The 15,782-nt window shown below is 66.7% G+C and carries 22 protein-coding genes; 17 read left to right on the forward strand and 5 right to left on the reverse strand.

Annotated elements, in window-relative coordinates; genetic code table 11:
* Positions 1 to 50 precede the first annotated feature (50 nt).
* The 13 genes from V2S04_RS14565 (at position 51) to V2S04_RS14625 (ending at position 6,885) form a co-directional block, all read left to right on the forward strand.
* Positions 51 to 332, forward strand: coding sequence for a hypothetical protein (locus tag V2S04_RS14565; RefSeq protein ID WP_043341033.1), 282 nt, complete (start codon positions 51 to 53; stop codon positions 330 to 332).
* Complete coding sequence (locus tag V2S04_RS14570; protein WP_005052783.1) at positions 329 to 610, forward strand: hypothetical protein; 282 nt, start codon at positions 329 to 331, stop codon at positions 608 to 610. The genes V2S04_RS14565 and V2S04_RS14570 overlap by 4 nt, the downstream gene beginning before the upstream one ends.
* Positions 607 to 735, forward strand: a complete 129-nt coding sequence (locus tag V2S04_RS14575; protein ID WP_005052780.1) for a hypothetical protein — start codon at positions 607 to 609, stop codon at positions 733 to 735. The genes V2S04_RS14570 and V2S04_RS14575 overlap by 4 nt, the downstream gene beginning before the upstream one ends.
* A gap of 110 nt (positions 736 to 845) precedes the next feature.
* Positions 846 to 2,249, forward strand: coding sequence for a hypothetical protein (locus V2S04_RS14580; RefSeq protein ID WP_005052778.1), 1,404 nt, complete (start codon positions 846 to 848; stop codon positions 2,247 to 2,249).
* 84 nt (positions 2,250 to 2,333) lie between these two features.
* The gene (locus tag V2S04_RS14585) at positions 2,334 to 2,657 is read left to right on the forward strand and encodes a DUF3846 domain-containing protein (protein ID WP_005052776.1); all 324 of its coding nucleotides are present in this window, start codon (positions 2,334 to 2,336) and stop codon (positions 2,655 to 2,657) included.
* A 148-nt stretch (positions 2,658 to 2,805) separates the two neighbouring features.
* The gene (locus V2S04_RS14590) at positions 2,806 to 3,615 is read left to right on the forward strand and encodes a hypothetical protein (protein WP_043341031.1); all 810 of its coding nucleotides are present in this window, start codon (positions 2,806 to 2,808) and stop codon (positions 3,613 to 3,615) included.
* A gap of 105 nt (positions 3,616 to 3,720) precedes the next feature.
* Positions 3,721 to 4,596 carry an ArdC-like ssDNA-binding domain-containing protein gene (locus V2S04_RS14595; protein WP_062633409.1) on the forward strand — a complete coding sequence of 292 codons (876 nt, stop codon included), beginning with the start codon at positions 3,721 to 3,723 and terminating at the stop codon, positions 4,594 to 4,596.
* Between the two features lie 105 nt (positions 4,597 to 4,701).
* The gene (locus V2S04_RS14600; RefSeq protein ID WP_005052768.1) at positions 4,702 to 4,905 is read left to right on the forward strand and encodes a hypothetical protein; all 204 of its coding nucleotides are present in this window, start codon (positions 4,702 to 4,704) and stop codon (positions 4,903 to 4,905) included.
* 11 nt (positions 4,906 to 4,916) lie between these two features.
* On the forward strand, positions 4,917 to 5,639 hold the full coding sequence (locus tag V2S04_RS14605) for an HNH endonuclease family protein (RefSeq protein WP_005052767.1): 723 nt from the start codon (positions 4,917 to 4,919) through the stop codon (positions 5,637 to 5,639).
* Positions 5,640 to 5,665: 26 nt separating this feature from the next.
* On the forward strand, positions 5,666 to 6,076 hold the full coding sequence (locus tag V2S04_RS14610; RefSeq protein WP_005052764.1) for a hypothetical protein: 411 nt from the start codon (positions 5,666 to 5,668) through the stop codon (positions 6,074 to 6,076).
* A 10-nt stretch (positions 6,077 to 6,086) separates the two neighbouring features.
* The gene (locus V2S04_RS14615) at positions 6,087 to 6,332 is read left to right on the forward strand and encodes a hypothetical protein (protein ID WP_005052762.1); all 246 of its coding nucleotides are present in this window, start codon (positions 6,087 to 6,089) and stop codon (positions 6,330 to 6,332) included.
* Positions 6,329 to 6,613: a hypothetical protein gene (locus tag V2S04_RS14620; RefSeq protein ID WP_005052760.1), complete on the forward strand. Its 285-nt coding sequence runs from the start codon at positions 6,329 to 6,331 to the stop codon at positions 6,611 to 6,613. Before V2S04_RS14615 ends, V2S04_RS14620 begins: the two co-directional genes overlap by 4 nt.
* Positions 6,610 to 6,885 (forward strand): hypothetical protein, encoded by a 276-nt coding sequence (locus tag V2S04_RS14625; protein ID WP_005052758.1) that lies wholly within the window; start codon positions 6,610 to 6,612, stop codon positions 6,883 to 6,885. The genes V2S04_RS14620 and V2S04_RS14625 overlap by 4 nt, the downstream gene beginning before the upstream one ends.
* A gap of 485 nt (positions 6,886 to 7,370) precedes the next feature.
* Here V2S04_RS14625 and V2S04_RS14630 read toward each other — a convergent pair whose 3' ends face one another.
* The gene (locus V2S04_RS14630; protein ID WP_005052756.1) at positions 7,371 to 7,706 is read right to left on the reverse strand and encodes a hypothetical protein; all 336 of its coding nucleotides are present in this window, start codon (positions 7,704 to 7,706) and stop codon (positions 7,371 to 7,373) included.
* Entirely contained in the window at positions 7,703 to 10,534 is a 2,832-nt protein-coding gene (locus V2S04_RS14635; protein WP_319032370.1) for a DNA methyltransferase, read from the reverse strand. Before V2S04_RS14635 ends, V2S04_RS14630 begins: the two co-directional genes overlap by 4 nt.
* Before the next feature lie 149 nt (positions 10,535 to 10,683).
* On the opposite strand from V2S04_RS14635, the gene V2S04_RS14640 reads away from it, so the two are divergent.
* Genes V2S04_RS14640 through V2S04_RS14655 form a run of 4 tightly spaced genes read left to right on the forward strand, consistent with a single transcriptional unit; the run spans position 10,684 to position 12,608 of the window.
* Complete coding sequence (locus V2S04_RS14640) at positions 10,684 to 11,199, forward strand: hypothetical protein (RefSeq protein ID WP_005052752.1); 516 nt, start codon at positions 10,684 to 10,686, stop codon at positions 11,197 to 11,199.
* Entirely contained in the window at positions 11,196 to 12,149 is a 954-nt protein-coding gene (locus V2S04_RS14645) for a DUF3560 domain-containing protein (RefSeq protein WP_005052750.1), read from the forward strand. The genes V2S04_RS14640 and V2S04_RS14645 overlap by 4 nt, the downstream gene beginning before the upstream one ends.
* The gene (locus V2S04_RS14650) at positions 12,146 to 12,367 is read left to right on the forward strand and encodes a hypothetical protein (protein ID WP_005052747.1); all 222 of its coding nucleotides are present in this window, start codon (positions 12,146 to 12,148) and stop codon (positions 12,365 to 12,367) included. Before V2S04_RS14645 ends, V2S04_RS14650 begins: the two co-directional genes overlap by 4 nt.
* A gap of 7 nt (positions 12,368 to 12,374) precedes the next feature.
* On the forward strand, positions 12,375 to 12,608 hold the full coding sequence (locus tag V2S04_RS14655) for a hypothetical protein (RefSeq protein WP_005052746.1): 234 nt from the start codon (positions 12,375 to 12,377) through the stop codon (positions 12,606 to 12,608).
* 69 nt (positions 12,609 to 12,677) lie between these two features.
* On the opposite strand, the gene nrdH is transcribed toward V2S04_RS14655, so the two are convergent.
* Genes nrdH through V2S04_RS14670 form a run of 3 tightly spaced genes read right to left on the reverse strand, consistent with a single transcriptional unit; the run spans position 12,678 to position 15,438 of the window.
* A complete protein-coding gene (gene nrdH, locus V2S04_RS14660) occupies positions 12,678 to 12,938 on the reverse strand; it encodes a glutaredoxin-like protein NrdH (protein ID WP_005052743.1) in 261 nt (86 codons plus the stop codon).
* 51 nt (positions 12,939 to 12,989) lie between these two features.
* Positions 12,990 to 13,268, reverse strand: a complete 279-nt coding sequence (locus tag V2S04_RS14665) for a hypothetical protein (protein ID WP_139833205.1) — start codon at positions 13,266 to 13,268, stop codon at positions 12,990 to 12,992.
* Between the two features lie 58 nt (positions 13,269 to 13,326).
* The gene (locus tag V2S04_RS14670; protein ID WP_005052740.1) at positions 13,327 to 15,438 is read right to left on the reverse strand and encodes an FtsK/SpoIIIE domain-containing protein; all 2,112 of its coding nucleotides are present in this window, start codon (positions 15,436 to 15,438) and stop codon (positions 13,327 to 13,329) included.
* Positions 15,439 to 15,782: the final 344 nt, after the last annotated feature.

A 15,782-nucleotide genomic window follows, 5' to 3' on the forward strand; every position in this document is an offset into this window, starting at 1 on the left:
ATCGGCATCAGCGCACGCTGAGCGAGTGGACAACTCGCGCAATCCGGAGCATGTTGCGTTCCTCGGACCCGGCCACCGCCTTCGCACAGCAGGACGGGGTCATCAAGGATCGCATCAGGAACGAGCTCGGTCAGCACCGCCGCGCAACGCTGAGGGTGATCCTGCCGATCGTGCTGCTCGCTGTCGGCGTGGTGATCGTGGTCCCCGCCCCGATCGTGCTCCTGCCTCTTGCCGGCATTGCGGTGGTCTTCGTCATCATCGTGCGAGAGGACCGACTGGCCCGCCTGCACGAGGCGATCCAGCGTGTGGACCCCGACGAGGACACCCGATGAACGAGGCATCGCCGACCGTCACGCTGGACGTGCGCGCAACGATCGTGCGCACGATCCAGCAGCACACGGACGAGGCGGACGAGGAGGCCGGCTACATCGCGGACGACATCATGGACGCGCTGAGCCTGGGCAGCGAGCTCACGGTGACCGTCCCCAGGCTGCGGCGCCGCGGCGAGCACGAATGGCCGTGCGCGCTGTTCTACGTCGGGAACTGGAACGGTTCGCGGCCGCGTGCACGGTGCAGTTGCCCGCCTGCCGAGGCGGGAGCCGAAGGATGAAGGATCCCCGCCAGCTCTCCCAGGCTGAGCTCGACGAGTACCTCGACCAGCTCGTGCGTGACGGCGACGATGACAGCCCGGAGTTTCACCGCGCCTACCAGGTGTGGGAGGAGCTCAACGGCTGACGTTTGACCATGCCGCCCTCATCGGGGCCCTGCCGACCGGCGGGGCCCCGATTTCTGTCCGCGAACACCCCCAACCCCGGCCTATACCCAGCAGACGAACGGGAGAGGCCATGTGCGACGACATCGACCACGGAGGGCGGCGGTGCCCGTCGTCGACGGCCGAAGGGCAGCGGCGTCGCCGCGCCGAGAAGCGCGAGCGGAACGCCGAGAAGCAGCTTGAGGCCTTCATCGGCGCGACCCCGTTCCGGCCGGTCTCGGGCGAGCTGATGCGGATGAGCTCGCGCCCCAGCTATTGGGACACCGACGAGTGGATCGAGTACGAAGACACCCTGCGCGCGGCCGCGGAACGTCACGGGATCGAGATCTCCGAGCTGCAGCACGCGGACGGGCTCTGGGAGGGCACGTCGGAGCCTGCAGGCGCCTACATCGTCCACGCGGACAGCTTCGAGCAGGTCACCGACTGGGCCGGCGAGCTGGCGGGGCGGTATGAGCAGGACAGCATCATGGCCGGGTACTTCGACGCTGACGGCCCCGACCGGGTCTACAGCTTCGCCGCCGGCACCGGCTCGCAGCAGCAGGTCCAGGAGACCCTCGACATTCTCCGCGCCGCCGGCGCACCGGGAGGCAGGCTCTATGACGGCAAGCTCGAGATCGCGGAACCCGCCGAGTATCCGCTGCCGGCATCCGCCGTGAACGCGATCGCCGCCCGTCTCGGAACAGAACCCACCTTCGCTCGAGCGCACGTTGCCTTCGTGCCCGGCAACGACAGCTACCGTCACCACCAGCCGATCAAGGAGATCCAGTCGCTCAGAGAGCGGTACGCCGATGCGCACGGTTTCCCACAGCGCACGCCGATCCCCCGACTGACCGAGCTCGACGACATCGCTGCAGCGAGGGCATACGCGGCCGCACCGCACGAGCCCGCGCACCCGCAGGTCGCCCGCTCCTACCGATCACTGCGGCAGCACATCGGCGCTCAGTGGGACATGCTCACAGAAGCCGGCTACACCTTCGAGCCCTGGCACGGCGAGACCGAGCAACCCTACGCCGACTCTGCCGCGATGCTGGCCGATCTCCGCGAGAACAAGCACCTGTTCTACTTCCGCACCGAGGTCTCGCAGCACAGCGAGGGGGCCCTTCCGCCGGATCATCCGATGGCTCGCAGCGTTACGGTCACCCTGCCCACGGGCGAGCGGGCGCCGATGCTCGCCAACGACGTCTTCCGCGCCGTCCACGACGCGATCGCGCACAGCGAGGGCCACCAGTTCGGACCCTACGGCGAGAAGCGCGCCTGGTGGACACATCGTGCCTGCCTCCCCCGCGAAGCGCGGCTCGCGCTGTGGTGCGAGACGCGCGCGCAGAACTGCTGGACCAACGCCGGCCCCCACATGACCACGGAGGGGGAAGCCGGGCATCCCCGGCTCATTCGGCGAAGGGAACCGGGTTGGATGCCGCTGAGTGAACGCCCCTATGCGCAGCAGAAGTGCTGCCGCGTCGACTCAGCACTCCTCTAGTCCACGGCGGTTGACGAGGGTACGTCGCCCGCGTACCATCAGTGAATGTCACATTCACTACCGTTCTGATCTGAGGAGGACTCCATGACAACGGCCATCAAGATCACCCCCGCTGGCGAGATCGACACCATCCGCATCGACGAGCTGCCCGACTACCAGCGCGAGATCGGCGGCTGGGTCGCAGAGCTCCGCCTGACCAACGGCCACGCACTGCTCGTCGACGAGGAAGCCGGTCTCAAGGTCACAGAGCCGAACCTGCTCGCCTCGCTCTACCTGACCGAGCACGGCCGCAGCGCACTGCTGTTCAGCACCGCGCTCATCGTCGGGCTGCACCCCAGGACCGGTGAGTGGATCGACGTCGCCCCCGACGTCGACGAGCAGCTCCGCGCGATCGCTGCGCAGATCTGACCTCATGCCCACCCTGAACGCTCGGCCGGTACTCATGCCGGCCGAGCCGCCCTCCTCCCCCGCGAGCGACTACTGCCAGCGTTGGTCTCGCGGCGCCCATTCGTGGCGCCACATCTCCGAAGGCGGGTTCGACCCCCGTCTATACCAGGTGGCCCCGATCACGGAAGCCGCCGCGCGAGCATTCGTCATCGACGAGCACTACGCAGCATCCTTCCCCGCAGCACGCTTCTCGATCGGGCTGCTCACCCGCGACGACCGCTTCCCCATCAACGGCGCCATGGTCGACGAGATGGCACTGGTCGGCGTCGCCACCTTCTCCACCCCGATGAGCAGAGGAGTCCTCAGCTCCGTCTTCGGCACGCTCGAGCCCTACGAACAGAGCATCGAGCTCGGCCGATTCGTACTCACCGACACACCCGCGAACGCCGAATCCTGGTTCCTCGCACGCGCTTTCCGCCACGCCTACGACCGGGGCATCCGCGGCGTCGTCTCTTTCGCCGACCCCTTGCCACGGCGCCGACAGATCACCGAGACCCTCGACAACGGCACCACAATCGAGCGCATCGAACAGACCTCGCCCGGCCACATCGGCGGGATATACCAAAGCGTCAACGCGATCGCCCTCGGCCGCAGCACCGCACGCACCCTGAACTACCTCCCCCGCCGCGGCCTCGTGCTCTCCGAGAGATCTCTGTCCAAGGTAAGAGGACAGGAGCGAGGCGCCGACGCCGCCGAGCGACACCTGGTCTCGCTCGGCGCCCCCATCCGCCGCGCAGGGCAAGACCCGCGAGCCTGGCTGCGCGAGGCGCTCGCCGCGCTCGATGTCACGAAGATCAGGCATCCGGGGAACTTCCGATACGCCTTCCCTCTTGGCAGCAGCTCCCAGCGTCGCCGGCTGCCGATCGGGCTGCCGCGCACCGCGTACCCCAAAGCCGCCACCGACATCCTTCCGGGCTGAGACCCCCGCTGCAGGCGGGTGCAAATCGGAGTTGACGGGGCATATCGAATGCCTCATACTAGTGAATGTCACATTCACTACTCGTCCACTCTGAGGGAGGACACCATGACCACCAAGACCCGCCGCAGCGGCACCACCCGCCGCACCCCGGAAGAGCGCCGCGCACAGGCCGAGGCGCTCCACGAGCAGCTCACCGCACAGGTCGCCACGCTGGCCGAGAGCGAGAACTGGAAGGCCTGGCTGCGCTTCGCGCGCATCGTCCGCCGGCGCTCGTTCTCCAACCAGATGCTCATCCTCGCGCAGGGCGGCACCCACTGCCTCGGCTACCGCCAGTGGGAGACCCTCGGCCGTCACGTCGTCAAGGGCGCGAAGTCGATCAAGATCTTCGGCTACTCCACCAAGCGGATCGTCGAGGTCGACGAGGCCACCGGAGAAGAGTCCACCAGCAGTCGAGTGATCTACCCGGTGCTCTCCGTGTTCGACGTCCGCGACACCGATGGCGAGCCGCTCCCCGAGCAGCCGGCCATCTACCTCGAGGGCGACGACGTCGCAGGCCTCTTCGACCAGCTCGCCGACTTCATCACCGCGCAGGGCTGGGATGTCGCGCTCGAGGACATCGCACAGGACGGGCTCAACGGGTACACCGATGGCCAGGCCCGACAGATCCGGGTCGACAGCAAGATGGCACCGGCCATGCGCGTCAAGACCCTCCTGCACGAGATCGGTCACGCACTTCTGCACTTCGACGAGGGCAGCACCCGCGAGCACCGCGGAGTGATCGAGACCGAAGCCGAGTCGGTCGCGTACTGCGCCGGTGGCCTCCTCGGACTCGACACGTCCGCGTGGTCGATCGGGTACGTCGCAGGATGGGCCGGCGGTGACGTCGACCTCATCCGCAGCGTCGCCGGCAACGTCCTCCGTGCCGTCAACGCGATCGCCGACGCCATGCTCGGCGCCGACGACCAGGCCGCGGCCGCGTAACAGCCCTCGGGGGGCGGGCTCGCCTATGCCCGCCCCCGAGAATCTCTGTCCGCGAACACCCCGAACTGCGACCTATACCCCTAGACGAATACCCCGGAGGAACCCATGGATCTCGCCCTGTCTACCGCCCGCGACTTCGCTCCCCTTCTGCTGGGCAGCGGCGGCCTCGTCGGCATCCTCGTCACCGTCGACACTGCACGCCGCGCAGAGCGCACGGTACGGCGCAGCCTCAAGTTCCTCGTCACCCTTCTCCTCAGCGTCGCCGCGGTCGCCGCGGCCGTCGTACTCGGCGCCGCCCTCTTCCTCTGAACGGACCACTCATGAACCGCCGAACCACACGCCTCGCCTCCGCCGCCGGCGCTGTTGTCGTCGCCCTGCTCGCTGGCGCGATCGCGATCACCAGCCAGCCCTCCGGCGTCAGCGACCTCACCGACACCGCGCCCGCGCCTGTGCCTGTGCCTACCGCAGAGATCTCCGCGGACGCCGCCGCAGCCCTCGATGAGCTCGAGCAGCTCGTCGTGGCCGATGCAGCCGACCAGGACAGCTACGACCGTGACGCGTTCGGGCAACGCTGGGCCGACATCGACCGCAACGGCTGTGACCAGCGCAACGACGCACTCGCGGCCGCGCTCGAGAACATCACCACCAAGCCCGGCACACACGACTGCGTCGTCCTCACCGGAACGCTTCACGACCCTTACACCGGGCTCACGATCGCCTTCGAGCGCGGCCAGGGCACGAGTGAGCTCGTGCAGATCGACCATGTCGTGCCGCTCGCGTGGGGGTGGCGTCAGGGCGCCGACGAATGGGACGAGGCCCAGCGTGAGCGCTTCGCCAACGATCCTCTCAATCTGCAGGCCACGGACGGCAGCACCAACCAGTCGAAGAGCGATCGCGGCCCCTCCGAATGGATGCCCCCGAACGCGGACTACGGATGCGCCTACGCTGCGCGCTTCGTCGACGTCCTCACCGCCTACCAGCTGACGGTCAACCCGGCCGACTACTCCACGCTCCGCGCGCAGCTCGCCAGCTGCGCCGCATGACCCCCCACCCGAGAGGACTGACAACGATGAGCACTCTGAACAACATCGTCATCACCGATGACACCGGCACCCGTTACAACGATCTCTTCCTCGACATCCCGCTGGACAGCTACGAGATCTCCCGCTCCTCTGTCGGCTTCCATTCCGTCGACGCGATCGTGCCAGCCGACCCCTACTCGACCCGCGCATCCGAAGATGGTCCGCTCGGTGCACTGCTTTTCCGCTGGGCTCAAGCGCACGTCGCCGGCCGCAACTACATCATCAGCTGGCAGTACATCGACGCTCACGACGTCCATACCGTCGCCGTCGCCGACACCACCACTCGCGAGCTGCACTTCGTCAACCTGTTCGGCCACGTCATCGCCGGTCGACGCAGCTACAGGCTCCGTGAGCTCGCCGACGCGCTCGACCTCCTGATCGACGCCAGCTTCGACTGAGGACCAGGCCATGCTTTCCGACGAGGTCGCTCGACAGATCATCCACGGCAGCCCCGAGGGCTACGACCTCGGATGTCAGACCCGCGCCGGATGCGCCAACCACCACCACCCCACGCTCATGACCTGTTTCGCCGCCGCGATCGCCGTCCGCGATGACTGGCGCCTCGCGAAGCTGCCTCGCAACGAACCCCTCCCCAAATCCGCTCGGCGGCTACGCCGCTCCTCCCCCAGAAGCAAGGAAGGAACACCCTCATGACCGACCCCGAGCTCACTGCGTGGCCGGCACTGCGCCTCGGAGATCATGCCCTCATCCGGGAGCGCGCGACAGCACGCGAGCTCGCCGTCACCATCGTCGCTCTGCTCGAGCCGATCGAGGGCGAGGGTGAGGGCCTGGTCGACCACCGGGGCCGCGTCATCCGGCACCACTTCTACGACGCCCGACCCATCGCGGCCGACGTCGATCTCCCCGACCAGCGCGACGTCGACACACGCTTCGCCCGACTGACCGCAGATCTCCTGAACACGAGGACACGATGACCGCACCGCTCACCACCACCGAGACCCGCCTGCTACACAAGTCGCTCGAGCTCGCCGCCGGCTACGCGAACAATGAACGCGACGAGACCGCGATCCTTGAGCTCAGCGCACGCATCCGACAGGCACAGAAGACCATCCCCTCTGCACCGGACGCGCACACCACGATCCTCGCGACGATCGACGCCATAAAGCGCGCAGGACGCCACGAGCAGCTCACCCCTCAGCTGCTCGACCGAGTCGCTGACGAGCTCCTCCAATCCACCCCGCTCTGACCGCCCCGCGCGGTACACTAAGGCGCGGCACCCGGCTGTTGAGCAGGTTCCCTTCCGCCCCTCGGGGCGATGGCTCCTCCTCAGTTGGATCGTTGGTGAATGTGACAATTTCCACGCTCCGGCCGGGTGCCGTTTTCTCTTGCCCCGGTGGCACGCGATCATCGACGATTGCTCACCGGTGGACCAGTCGCCCTCACATACTCCGACCAGGTGCACTCGACAGCGAGCCTCATTGCATCGTCGGGGAAGTAGCCGATCAACACTCGCCGCTCGGGATCGCGATCGAACGTCACGGAACGCAGCAGCCTACGGCCGCGGATCTCGACATGGCGGATGATCGCGATCCTCTTGCTGTGGTCGAACACGTACCAGATCCCCGGCTCCGGCGACGCCTGCAGCTGAGACATCGGAGACCAGTGCTGCACCACAACAGCGAACACTATGCCGGCGCACCGACAGCCCCGTGCCGACGACGACCGCGTGACTCAGCTCGTCAGCGACCCGCCGGATCCGTAGGCGTCGTGGTCATACCGCTGTAGCGCAGCAATGAACTCGGCACTAGTGATCTCATAGCGAGCCACCGCGGCCGCGGCGCCGTGGAACAGAGCAGCGTTGGGATACACACGGCCGCACACTGGGCAGACCGCGAACTCGTCGGGGTCGGCCGAACCAGCAGCATCGAAGGCAAGACGCCCAAGACGATCGGCGCTCCGCCAGTCCTGAGTCCACGAATCATTGCCACAGGCGCAGACCTGATTCTCCCCTTCCTCATCGACCGTCGCGGTCCCATCGACGCGGACGGTCGGGTACGGCCAGCTCACGATGCCGCACTCGCTGCTGTCGCCTTGCGGGGACGTTTCTTCGGCATCGCGAGCTCGTCGACCGTGGTGAGCTTCGCATAGCTGGCGAACAGCGCTCGCAGTCGGTCAGCCTCCGTCGCTATCCCCCGCAGGCCCAGGGCCTTGTCGACAGCAGTGTCGAGCTCACGATGCGCCCGGAGCAGTTCGGGCGACATCGCGAGGGGGTTGTAGTGGTCTGCGAGCGAGCGTTCTGGGCGTAGCGCTCTCGCATCCAGAACGGCTTGCCCCCCGGCGATGATGGCGGCACGCTGCGTGTCGGTGAGGGCGGGCAAGGGGAAAGTGTTCCACGTCAGGGTGCTCGAGAAGCGCAGACGAGACTCAAGGCGACCGCCGATAGTGCGCTGCCAGGTGATGAATGCCGACGACGAGATCACTGCGAAGGCGAGGCCGTCTGGGTCGTCTGCCTTGAAGTTCGCGTCACCGCAGATCACATCAGGGGTGAACAGGGCGGTCGGGAAGAACTTGCGTGTCTCGCTCACATGCCGCGGCACACAGACATAGGGCGTGTCGGGTTGCGACCTTTGACCGAACAGGTGCGGCGTGTCCGCCATCTGTCGCGTGGACTCGGCCTTCGACGCTGCGCGGAACTGACGCACGGCATCCAGCCGCCCGCGGAGTATCGGGGATCGGGCGATGTCGCTGGGGTCAAGATCCACGAGCCACAGGCACCACCGGGGTTCGTTGTGGATGAGCTGTCGGGCGCCGACAAACGGCCGGACGTACTTCGCGGCGATCGGATCTGCCATCACTTCCGCATAGTCGGCCGGCTCGATCAGGAGATTGCCGTCGTCGCGAGCCATGTTCCCGAACACCATCGGAGGGAGAGCCGACGCCAGCGGGCTTCGCCGCTGATCGATTAGCACAATGGGACCGTCGACCAGGTATCCGTTGAGCTGATCCACGACGGGGATCTCGACGGGCTCGCCCTTGAGGTTTCCTGAGTAGTCGAACAGCCGCGCTCTCTTCCTCGACGGCCGGTCAAAACCGATCACCGAGCAATGCACTGCCGCAGCGCCGGGCGCTTCACTGGTCCACGCGAACGTCCGGTGCGCGAACTTGACGCGCCACCCTGCGGCAAACACAGGGCCGAAGAGCGCTGGCACCGGCTCTCCCTGTGCGATCGAGTTTGTCGAGACGAACGCGAACTCGCCTCGGTAGCCGGGACGGCCGAGCAGCTCGAGAGCCTTCGCGTACCAGCCGGTGACATAGTCCAGCCGACCGATGTCGTCCCTCCGCCACACGTCGCGAAGTTCCTGCGCTTGCTCGGTCGAGCGGGTGGCGTGGCCGAGGAAGGGCGGATTGCCCATGATGTACAGGTGCTCAGTCGGTTGTAGGACAGCTGCCCAGTCGACACGCAGCGCGTTGCCGACGACGATGCTCTTGATCTTGTCCAGCGGCAGCGGATCTGGTGCAGATCCAAGCGCCAGCTCCATCGCCTGGTTTGCCTGGTGTTCCACCAGGTGCAGCGCCGTCGCTGCGATCTGCGCGGGCCATTCCTCGAGCTCGATCCCGTGGAAGCTCGACAGCCGCACGGCGAGGTGCTCCTCGGTGAAGAACATTGTGCGGGCCGTCTCACCGGACAGCTCTTGGATCCGCAGCAGAACCTCAAGATCGAGGGCTCGCATCTGTCGGTAGCCGACCACCAGGAAGTTGCCACAGCCGCACGCCGGATCAAGGAATCGCATCAGCCCCATGTCCGCACGCAGCTTCTTGAGCTTGGCGGTGTCGTGGTACCCGTCCGTGAACCGCTGCCGCAGCTCATCGAGGAACATCGGGCCGATGACCTTCATGATGTTGGTCTCGGTGGTGTAGTGCTCGCCGAGCTCACGCCGAGCGGTCTTGTCTTTGACGGCCTGGAAGAGGCTGCCGAAGATGGCCGGCGAGATCGCCGACCAGTTGAACATTGCAGCCGCGATCAGCCGGTCACGCATGCCTGCGTCGAACGACGGGATCGACACCGATTCCTCGAAGACTCCACCGTTGACGTAGGGGAATCGCGAGATTAGCTCGTCGAGGTTTGACTGCCGACGAGACGGCTCACGTCCCATGACCTGGTACAGCAACGACAGCTGAGGCCCGAGGTCGGAACCATCCGTCGCGGTGCGGGTCTCGAGGAACTCGAGGAACAGATCGCGATCCCACACTCCGGCGTCATCGGCGTAGAGGGCGAACAAGGTGCGCACCAGGAACACCGACGCCTCGTGATCGTCGTACCCAGACCCCTCGAGGGCCTCGTAGAGGGACGCCATCAGCTTTGCCGCTTTGATCGACGCAGACTCCTGCGCCTTCGATCCGAAGGTGCGCTCACCGTACCCGGCGAGGAAGGCGAGCACGTCAGCGCGATCCCGCATCTGGGTCAGGGCGAACTCCTGCACACCCTCGCTCTCAGCGTGGAGATCGAGCAGACGGAACCGGCGGAAGTCGCTCGTGATTACCCACCGAGGAACCTCCGGGTCAGGAAGGTCGTCAATGTAGTCGAGCGCCTGCTGCTCAGCCGCGACGAGATCCTTGCCGGCGGACTTCATTTCGATCAGCGCGAGACCAGGGATCAGCGCGTCGATGTATCCGCGCGAGCCGGTCGACGAGCGCTTGACACGCTTCTCGTAGAACGCCGCGCGGGTCTGGGTTATCCCGTACACGCCGAGCAGATCCCGGACGAAGGACTGCGCTTGCTGTCGCTCGTCGCCGGGCTCGTCCTGCCAGTCACGGGTGAACTGCGCAGCGCGGGCTCGGATCTCATTCATCGACAACGACTTCGGCACGATCCCAACGCTATCCGGCCAGACCACTCGCACCCGGTACTACCCGACCTCCGTCCGCAGCGTGGCGGCTGCTTGGCGCCACCACCACAGCGACGACGACGACGACGACGTCTTGACATGAGCGCCGACTGATTCTAGGGTAGTGAATGTCACATTCACCACCTGAGGGGGCCATCATGCGCGCGTTTCCCGTGAACCGCGACACCATCGACCTGTTGGTCACCGCCGCCTACATTTCCACACCCGCCTACCGCAGCAGCACTCCGCGCGAGCTCGCCGAGAACGCCGACCGGATGGGTCAGAGCCTCTGGGATGAGAACTACGCGAGCGTCAGCTACGCGATCAAGCAGCACATCGCCGCACCGCGCTACGAATGGCAGCCGGTCGCCGAGATCGTCCCCCATGCCGATGACGAGCAGGCGTTGCAGATCGAGCGCAGCCGTCTACTGCTCGCCGAAGTCTCCTGCCATCACCCCGGATGGGATCAGTCCCCTGCGCGTGACCTCGTCGAACGCCTCGGCGACGCGATCGCGCGACGGTTCGCTCACCGCCCGCTCGTCGACTCCCCGGACCACCTGGGCGTGAAGGAGTATGAGGGCCTGCATCGCGCCGCCGAGGTCTGGGAACGGGAGATCGGATTCCGCCACCCTCTCACGCACGACGCGGCCGCGCGGGAAGGGAGCCGGCCATGATGCTCACGATCATCCACGCGGCCGCGGAAGGCACCCTCATCGAAGGGACCAGCCGGGGCGACGGCACGGCCGATACTCTCAAGGCCAACGGCTGGCGGTGGAGCCGGGCGCTCGGATCTTGGTACATCCCCCACTCCCGCGACCGCGAACCGAAGATCGCGATCATCAACCGCACCGCCGAGCAGCTCACCGCTGCCGGGTTCGTCGTCGAGATCTCGATCGACTATGAACGCCGGGCCGCGGCCGTCGTCGAGGCTGACCTGGTCGACCGCAGGAACGATCGCGCTGCCGCCCTGGCGGTGCGCGCAGATCGACGACACCAGGACGCCACCGAAGAGGCAGAGCGCGCGGCCCGCGCGCTGCGACGCCTCCCCGAAGGTGGCGAGCCCATCAAGGTCGGACACCACTCGGAGGCCGGCCACCGCCGAGCGATCGGCAAGGCGGACGCGGCGATCCGCCGCTCCATCGACGCCGACGCGGCGGCACGGCGCGCCCAGGTGCGTGCCGACGTCGCGGCCGCGGCGACCGATGCACGGTATGCGCCGATCACCGTGGCGAACCGGATCGAGAAGCTCCGCGCAGATCGCGCCGGCATCCGTCGACGTCTCGACGGGTCAAGCCGCACCCTTCCTGGCGGGTATGTCGAGGTCACGGCTGCAGCCACCGGCGCCTACGCCGAACGGCTCGAGAGGGAGCTGGCCGCGACCGACGATCAGCTCACCTACTGGCAGGAGGTCCGCGCCGAGCAGGTCGCGACCGGCGCGGCCACCGACCACAGCAAGGACACCATCAGCGTCGGCGACCAGATCAAGTACTTCGGCGCCTGGTGCACCGTAACCCGCACCAACCCGAAGAGCGCCACCATCGTCGACGCCTACGGCCACCGCGGCACAGTCCCTTACACGCACATCCGCGAGCACCGTGCCGGCCAGAGCGGAGCGATCTCATGACCATCGCCGCCCGCCCCCGCACGATCCCGGAGCCCACGACTCGTTGGCTCCGCCGTCTCGTAATCGCGCTGCTGTACATCGCAGCCGCGGTCCTCTCTGGGTGGCTCGGGATCCTCGCCGCGCCGATCCTCGATCGCATCATCGTCACCGCCGCGGCGGTGATCCTCGTCCCCATCACCATCGCGCTCGTGATCGACTTCTTCAGCAACCCAGATTGAGCGTCCGATGCCCGCCTACAAGGTCCAATGGCAGCAGCGCGTCGACGTCACCGCCACCGTCACTGTGGAGCTCGACGAGCTCGCCGACTGGGCATGCGAGCATCTCGGGCTGCGCACCCTCGAGGCCGGTGCGCCGGCAGGCGCGGCGCCGGCAGGGGTTCGGATGATGCTCGAGCGGAACGGGCCTCTGCGGGAGCAGCTGCTGCAGCGGTGGGCAGCGGCGCACATGCCGCACAGATGATGTCCCGCTCCGATGAGCAGAGCAGAGGCCCCACCGGCGAAGAGCTGCCGGTGGGGCCTCTGTCGTCAATCACGCGAGCCGTTGCGCGAGCTCGTCGATCTTGTCGGGACGGAAGCCCGACCAGTGATCCTCATCCGTGATGACGACCGGTGCCTGCAGGTAGCCGAGCGACTTGACCTGTTCGAGCGCTGCGGCGTCTTCGCTGAGGTCGACGACGTCGTACTCGATTCCCTTAGCATCGAGCGCGCGGTGTGTCGCGACGCACTGTACGCATGATTTCTTGGTGAACAGCGTGATCGTCTTGTCGCCGTTCGTCAGTGTGGTTGTCATGGGTGATCTCTCCTCCTTCCTGGGTCTCGTTTGCTGAGCATGGCGGGCAGCTCAGACACGGGCAGCCGCGCGGCGCTTGAGCCACACGATGAGCGCGATCGCACCGATCAGGATCGCGAGGATGACGAGGATCTGTCCCCAGCCGAGGCCGACGCCGTCGACGACGGGGATCGCCACGGTTTCACCCTGCTCGAGCAAGTGGTACTTCAACATCCACGCGCGCAGCGGATCGAGGAACATCCCCAGCGACACTGCGCCACTGGCCAGGACGAGCACGGCGATCAGCAGCAGCGAGATCCAGTCGTCTTCCGACACGCTCTGGTTCGACACGCGATTCATCCCTTCTCTCGGGGCCGGTAGGCCCGCAGCATCATGACGGCCACGACGATCAGGCTGCTTCGGGTCGGCGGTAGCTGATCACCGAGTTGTCGAAGAGCGTCAGCAGCCCGTCCTCACCGCTGTCGAGGTCGCGGTATTCGATCGCGAGGTACTCGTCGTCGACGACGTCGGGCTCCACTCCTTCGACCACTCCCCACAGCCCCAGAGTCGCGTCGACGAGCAGGAGATCTCCGACCTCGAGCTCCACCGCGGGGCCCTCGAGGGATTCGCCGTATCCGTCGCCGTCAGCGGCCGCGTCGACGTCCGGTGCATCGTCGTCGACTTCGGGCACGAACCGGACCCGTTCACGAGAGTCCAGTGGGGTGACATTGGAGGGTCGAAGCGCGTCGTGCTTGGTCGTCGACGGTACCGATGCATCCCAAGCGACAATCTCGGCCGAGGACCACTGGAAGTAGTCGGGCTCGAGCTCCTCCCCCTCGCCGTCGTCGGTGAGCTCCGCTTCCGGGTCGCGCACCATCATCCGCTCGTAGTCGGCAGCGTCGGGACGCAGCGCCGCCAGGTGATCCCAGTCCGCCTTGTCGGTGGAGTCGAGCTTGGCGGGGTCGGGGGTGTAGAACGCCTGAATCTCGACGGGCTGAGATTCGGCGTTCAGAGTGACACCGCGGCCACGCTTGTTGCGAGGGATCGCGACACCGACCGCGAAGCTGTCCCACATCATGTTGGCGCCCTGCGGGGAGAGACGACCGAAGCTGACGCGGGCGCCGAAGTTGTCTCGCATCTCACCGCCGAGGAACTCGACGTCGGGGCGCTGCAGACCGAGCAGGATGTGGATCTTCGCCGACCGTGCCAGTCGCGCGAGATCGGAGAGCAGATCGAGAACGGGGGCCTGCGCCGGCGCACCCTTCGGCTTCACCGTCTTGTACCAGCGCTGCACGCGCGCCTTGAACGTCGCGTACTCGTCGATGATCAACGCGAGGGGGTCGAAGTCCTCGAGCCGGGCCGTGCCGTTCTCGAGCTGCGAGTACCGCTCCTCCATGAGCTCGTGCGCAGCGTGCAGCATCCGCACCTGGTGCTCCACCCGCGCGCCGACGAGCTCGACGTTGGGCCAGTCCCGGAATCCGGCGAACTCGATCCGCTTCCCATCGAGTACCCACACCCGCCAGTGAGCGTGCGCGAGATGGGTGAGCACCGTGTGCTGGAAGCTGGTCTTTCCCGATCCGGTTCCACCGATGACGAGGCAATGCGGGGAGACCGCCGGATGCCACGACTGGATCTGACCGTCTTCGTCAGGACCGATCGGGATCTTGAACGCCTTGTAGGCGGCGTGGGTGAGTGCGGCCGCGGGCTCCACTTCGTGCAGGACCATGTCGGGCATCGTCGGTCGGACCTCGAACGTGATCTTGTCGCCCTCGAGATCCCAGTGCGCACGCCACCGGCCAGGGAGCATCGAGGAGACCACCTTCTCGACCTGGGAGCGCCGCGCCGCGATCGCCATCTTCGGTCCCACGTTGTGCTTGACGTCGATCTTCGAGACCGAGCCGTCATCGGCACTCTTCACCGAGACGCTCGCGGTCGGGTCGATGACCAGCTTGACGACCTCGATCGCGCGCTGCTGCTCACGGGAGACCGGATCACTCACGGGTGCGAGCTCGACGACGAGCACGCACCGCCTCGAGTTGTGCTTGCGTACCCGGTACTCGGCACCAAGCCTGCGTGCAAGGCCTGCGAGGATCTGGTCGACGAAGCGGGGGTCGGTGTCATCGACGTGCGAGGCGTACCGGATCTTGATGCGCTCCGGGAGGCCCACCCATCCACGAGTCCACTTCACCGGCACGACGAGAGCACGGGTTGGCTGTGCCGCACCGAGCATCGGAAGGACCGCCTCGATCGCCGGGTCCATCCGCCCTTCCCGTTGGAAGGTCCGCACGCCGGATGCGACCGCGCCGGCGGCGAGCAACACGGCCACGACCCACACCAGCGGGATCAGATCGGTGAACGGGCGCACCGCGTTCAACCCGGTGGCGGCGGTCGCCAGTGCGATGCACAGCAGCGCCGGGATGATCCCGGTCAGCTGACGCCGAGGAAGAACACCCAGAGCCACCGTCGCCGGTGCAGGTGGGCGCGCCGGCGGACGAGATGCCACACGAGTTGTCGTTGCCATTCGAGCCTCCTGAGTGGGCCGAGTACTTCACGACCCTCTTGCGAGGTATAGGCCGGAGATCTGCTCCTTCGCGGACATCGCGGATTCTCCCCGCGTCTGACGCACTCGTGATGTCCCCTGTGCAAGAGTGTGCTCGAGGAGATCGCCACGGCGGCTGGAAAGGGTTATTGCGCCACATCGCGGCGCAGACCAGCGCAATACCTCCGCCACACCCGCGCTTGACACGGGTGATAGGATCAAGCCCGATCGGCGTTCTGCCGCAGGCACGGTTGTCGAATCGAGCTTGAACCCCTCCCCCTGGGAAATATTTCCAGCAGGCACACCCGCGCAGTTATGGCGCAATA

This window comes from Microbacterium sp. OR21 (assembly GCF_047306785.1).
Lineage (GTDB): Bacteria > Actinomycetota > Actinomycetes > Actinomycetales > Microbacteriaceae > Microbacterium > Microbacterium esteraromaticum_E.

Coding starts and splice junctions, on each gene's coding strand:
- V2S04_RS14600 (WP_005052768.1), top strand. CDS start 4,702: ATGGATCTCGCCCTGTCTACCGCCCGCGACTTCGCTCCCCTTCTGCTG.
- V2S04_RS14650 (WP_005052747.1), top strand. CDS start 12,146: ATGACCATCGCCGCCCGCCCCCGCACGATCCCGGAGCCCACGACTCGT.
- V2S04_RS14610 (WP_005052764.1), top strand. CDS start 5,666: ATGAGCACTCTGAACAACATCGTCATCACCGATGACACCGGCACCCGT.
- V2S04_RS14640 (WP_005052752.1), top strand. CDS start 10,684: ATGCGCGCGTTTCCCGTGAACCGCGACACCATCGACCTGTTGGTCACC.
- V2S04_RS14655 (WP_005052746.1), top strand. CDS start 12,375: ATGCCCGCCTACAAGGTCCAATGGCAGCAGCGCGTCGACGTCACCGCC.
- V2S04_RS14615 (WP_005052762.1), top strand. CDS start 6,087: ATGCTTTCCGACGAGGTCGCTCGACAGATCATCCACGGCAGCCCCGAG.
- V2S04_RS14625 (WP_005052758.1), top strand. CDS start 6,610: ATGACCGCACCGCTCACCACCACCGAGACCCGCCTGCTACACAAGTCG.
- V2S04_RS14645 (WP_005052750.1), top strand. CDS start 11,196: ATGATGCTCACGATCATCCACGCGGCCGCGGAAGGCACCCTCATCGAA.
- V2S04_RS14670 (WP_005052740.1), bottom strand. CDS start 15,438: ATGGCAACGACAACTCGTGTGGCATCTCGTCCGCCGGCGCGCCCACCT.
- V2S04_RS14580 (WP_005052778.1), top strand. CDS start 846: ATGTGCGACGACATCGACCACGGAGGGCGGCGGTGCCCGTCGTCGACG.
- V2S04_RS14595 (WP_062633409.1), top strand. CDS start 3,721: ATGACCACCAAGACCCGCCGCAGCGGCACCACCCGCCGCACCCCGGAA.
- V2S04_RS14575 (WP_005052780.1), top strand. CDS start 607: ATGAAGGATCCCCGCCAGCTCTCCCAGGCTGAGCTCGACGAGTACCTC.
- V2S04_RS14605 (WP_005052767.1), top strand. CDS start 4,917: ATGAACCGCCGAACCACACGCCTCGCCTCCGCCGCCGGCGCTGTTGTC.
- V2S04_RS14620 (WP_005052760.1), top strand. CDS start 6,329: ATGACCGACCCCGAGCTCACTGCGTGGCCGGCACTGCGCCTCGGAGAT.
- V2S04_RS14585 (WP_005052776.1), top strand. CDS start 2,334: ATGACAACGGCCATCAAGATCACCCCCGCTGGCGAGATCGACACCATC.
- V2S04_RS14565 (WP_043341033.1), top strand. CDS start 51: ATGTTGCGTTCCTCGGACCCGGCCACCGCCTTCGCACAGCAGGACGGG.
- V2S04_RS14570 (WP_005052783.1), top strand. CDS start 329: ATGAACGAGGCATCGCCGACCGTCACGCTGGACGTGCGCGCAACGATC.
- nrdH (WP_005052743.1), bottom strand. CDS start 12,938: ATGACAACCACACTGACGAACGGCGACAAGACGATCACGCTGTTCACC.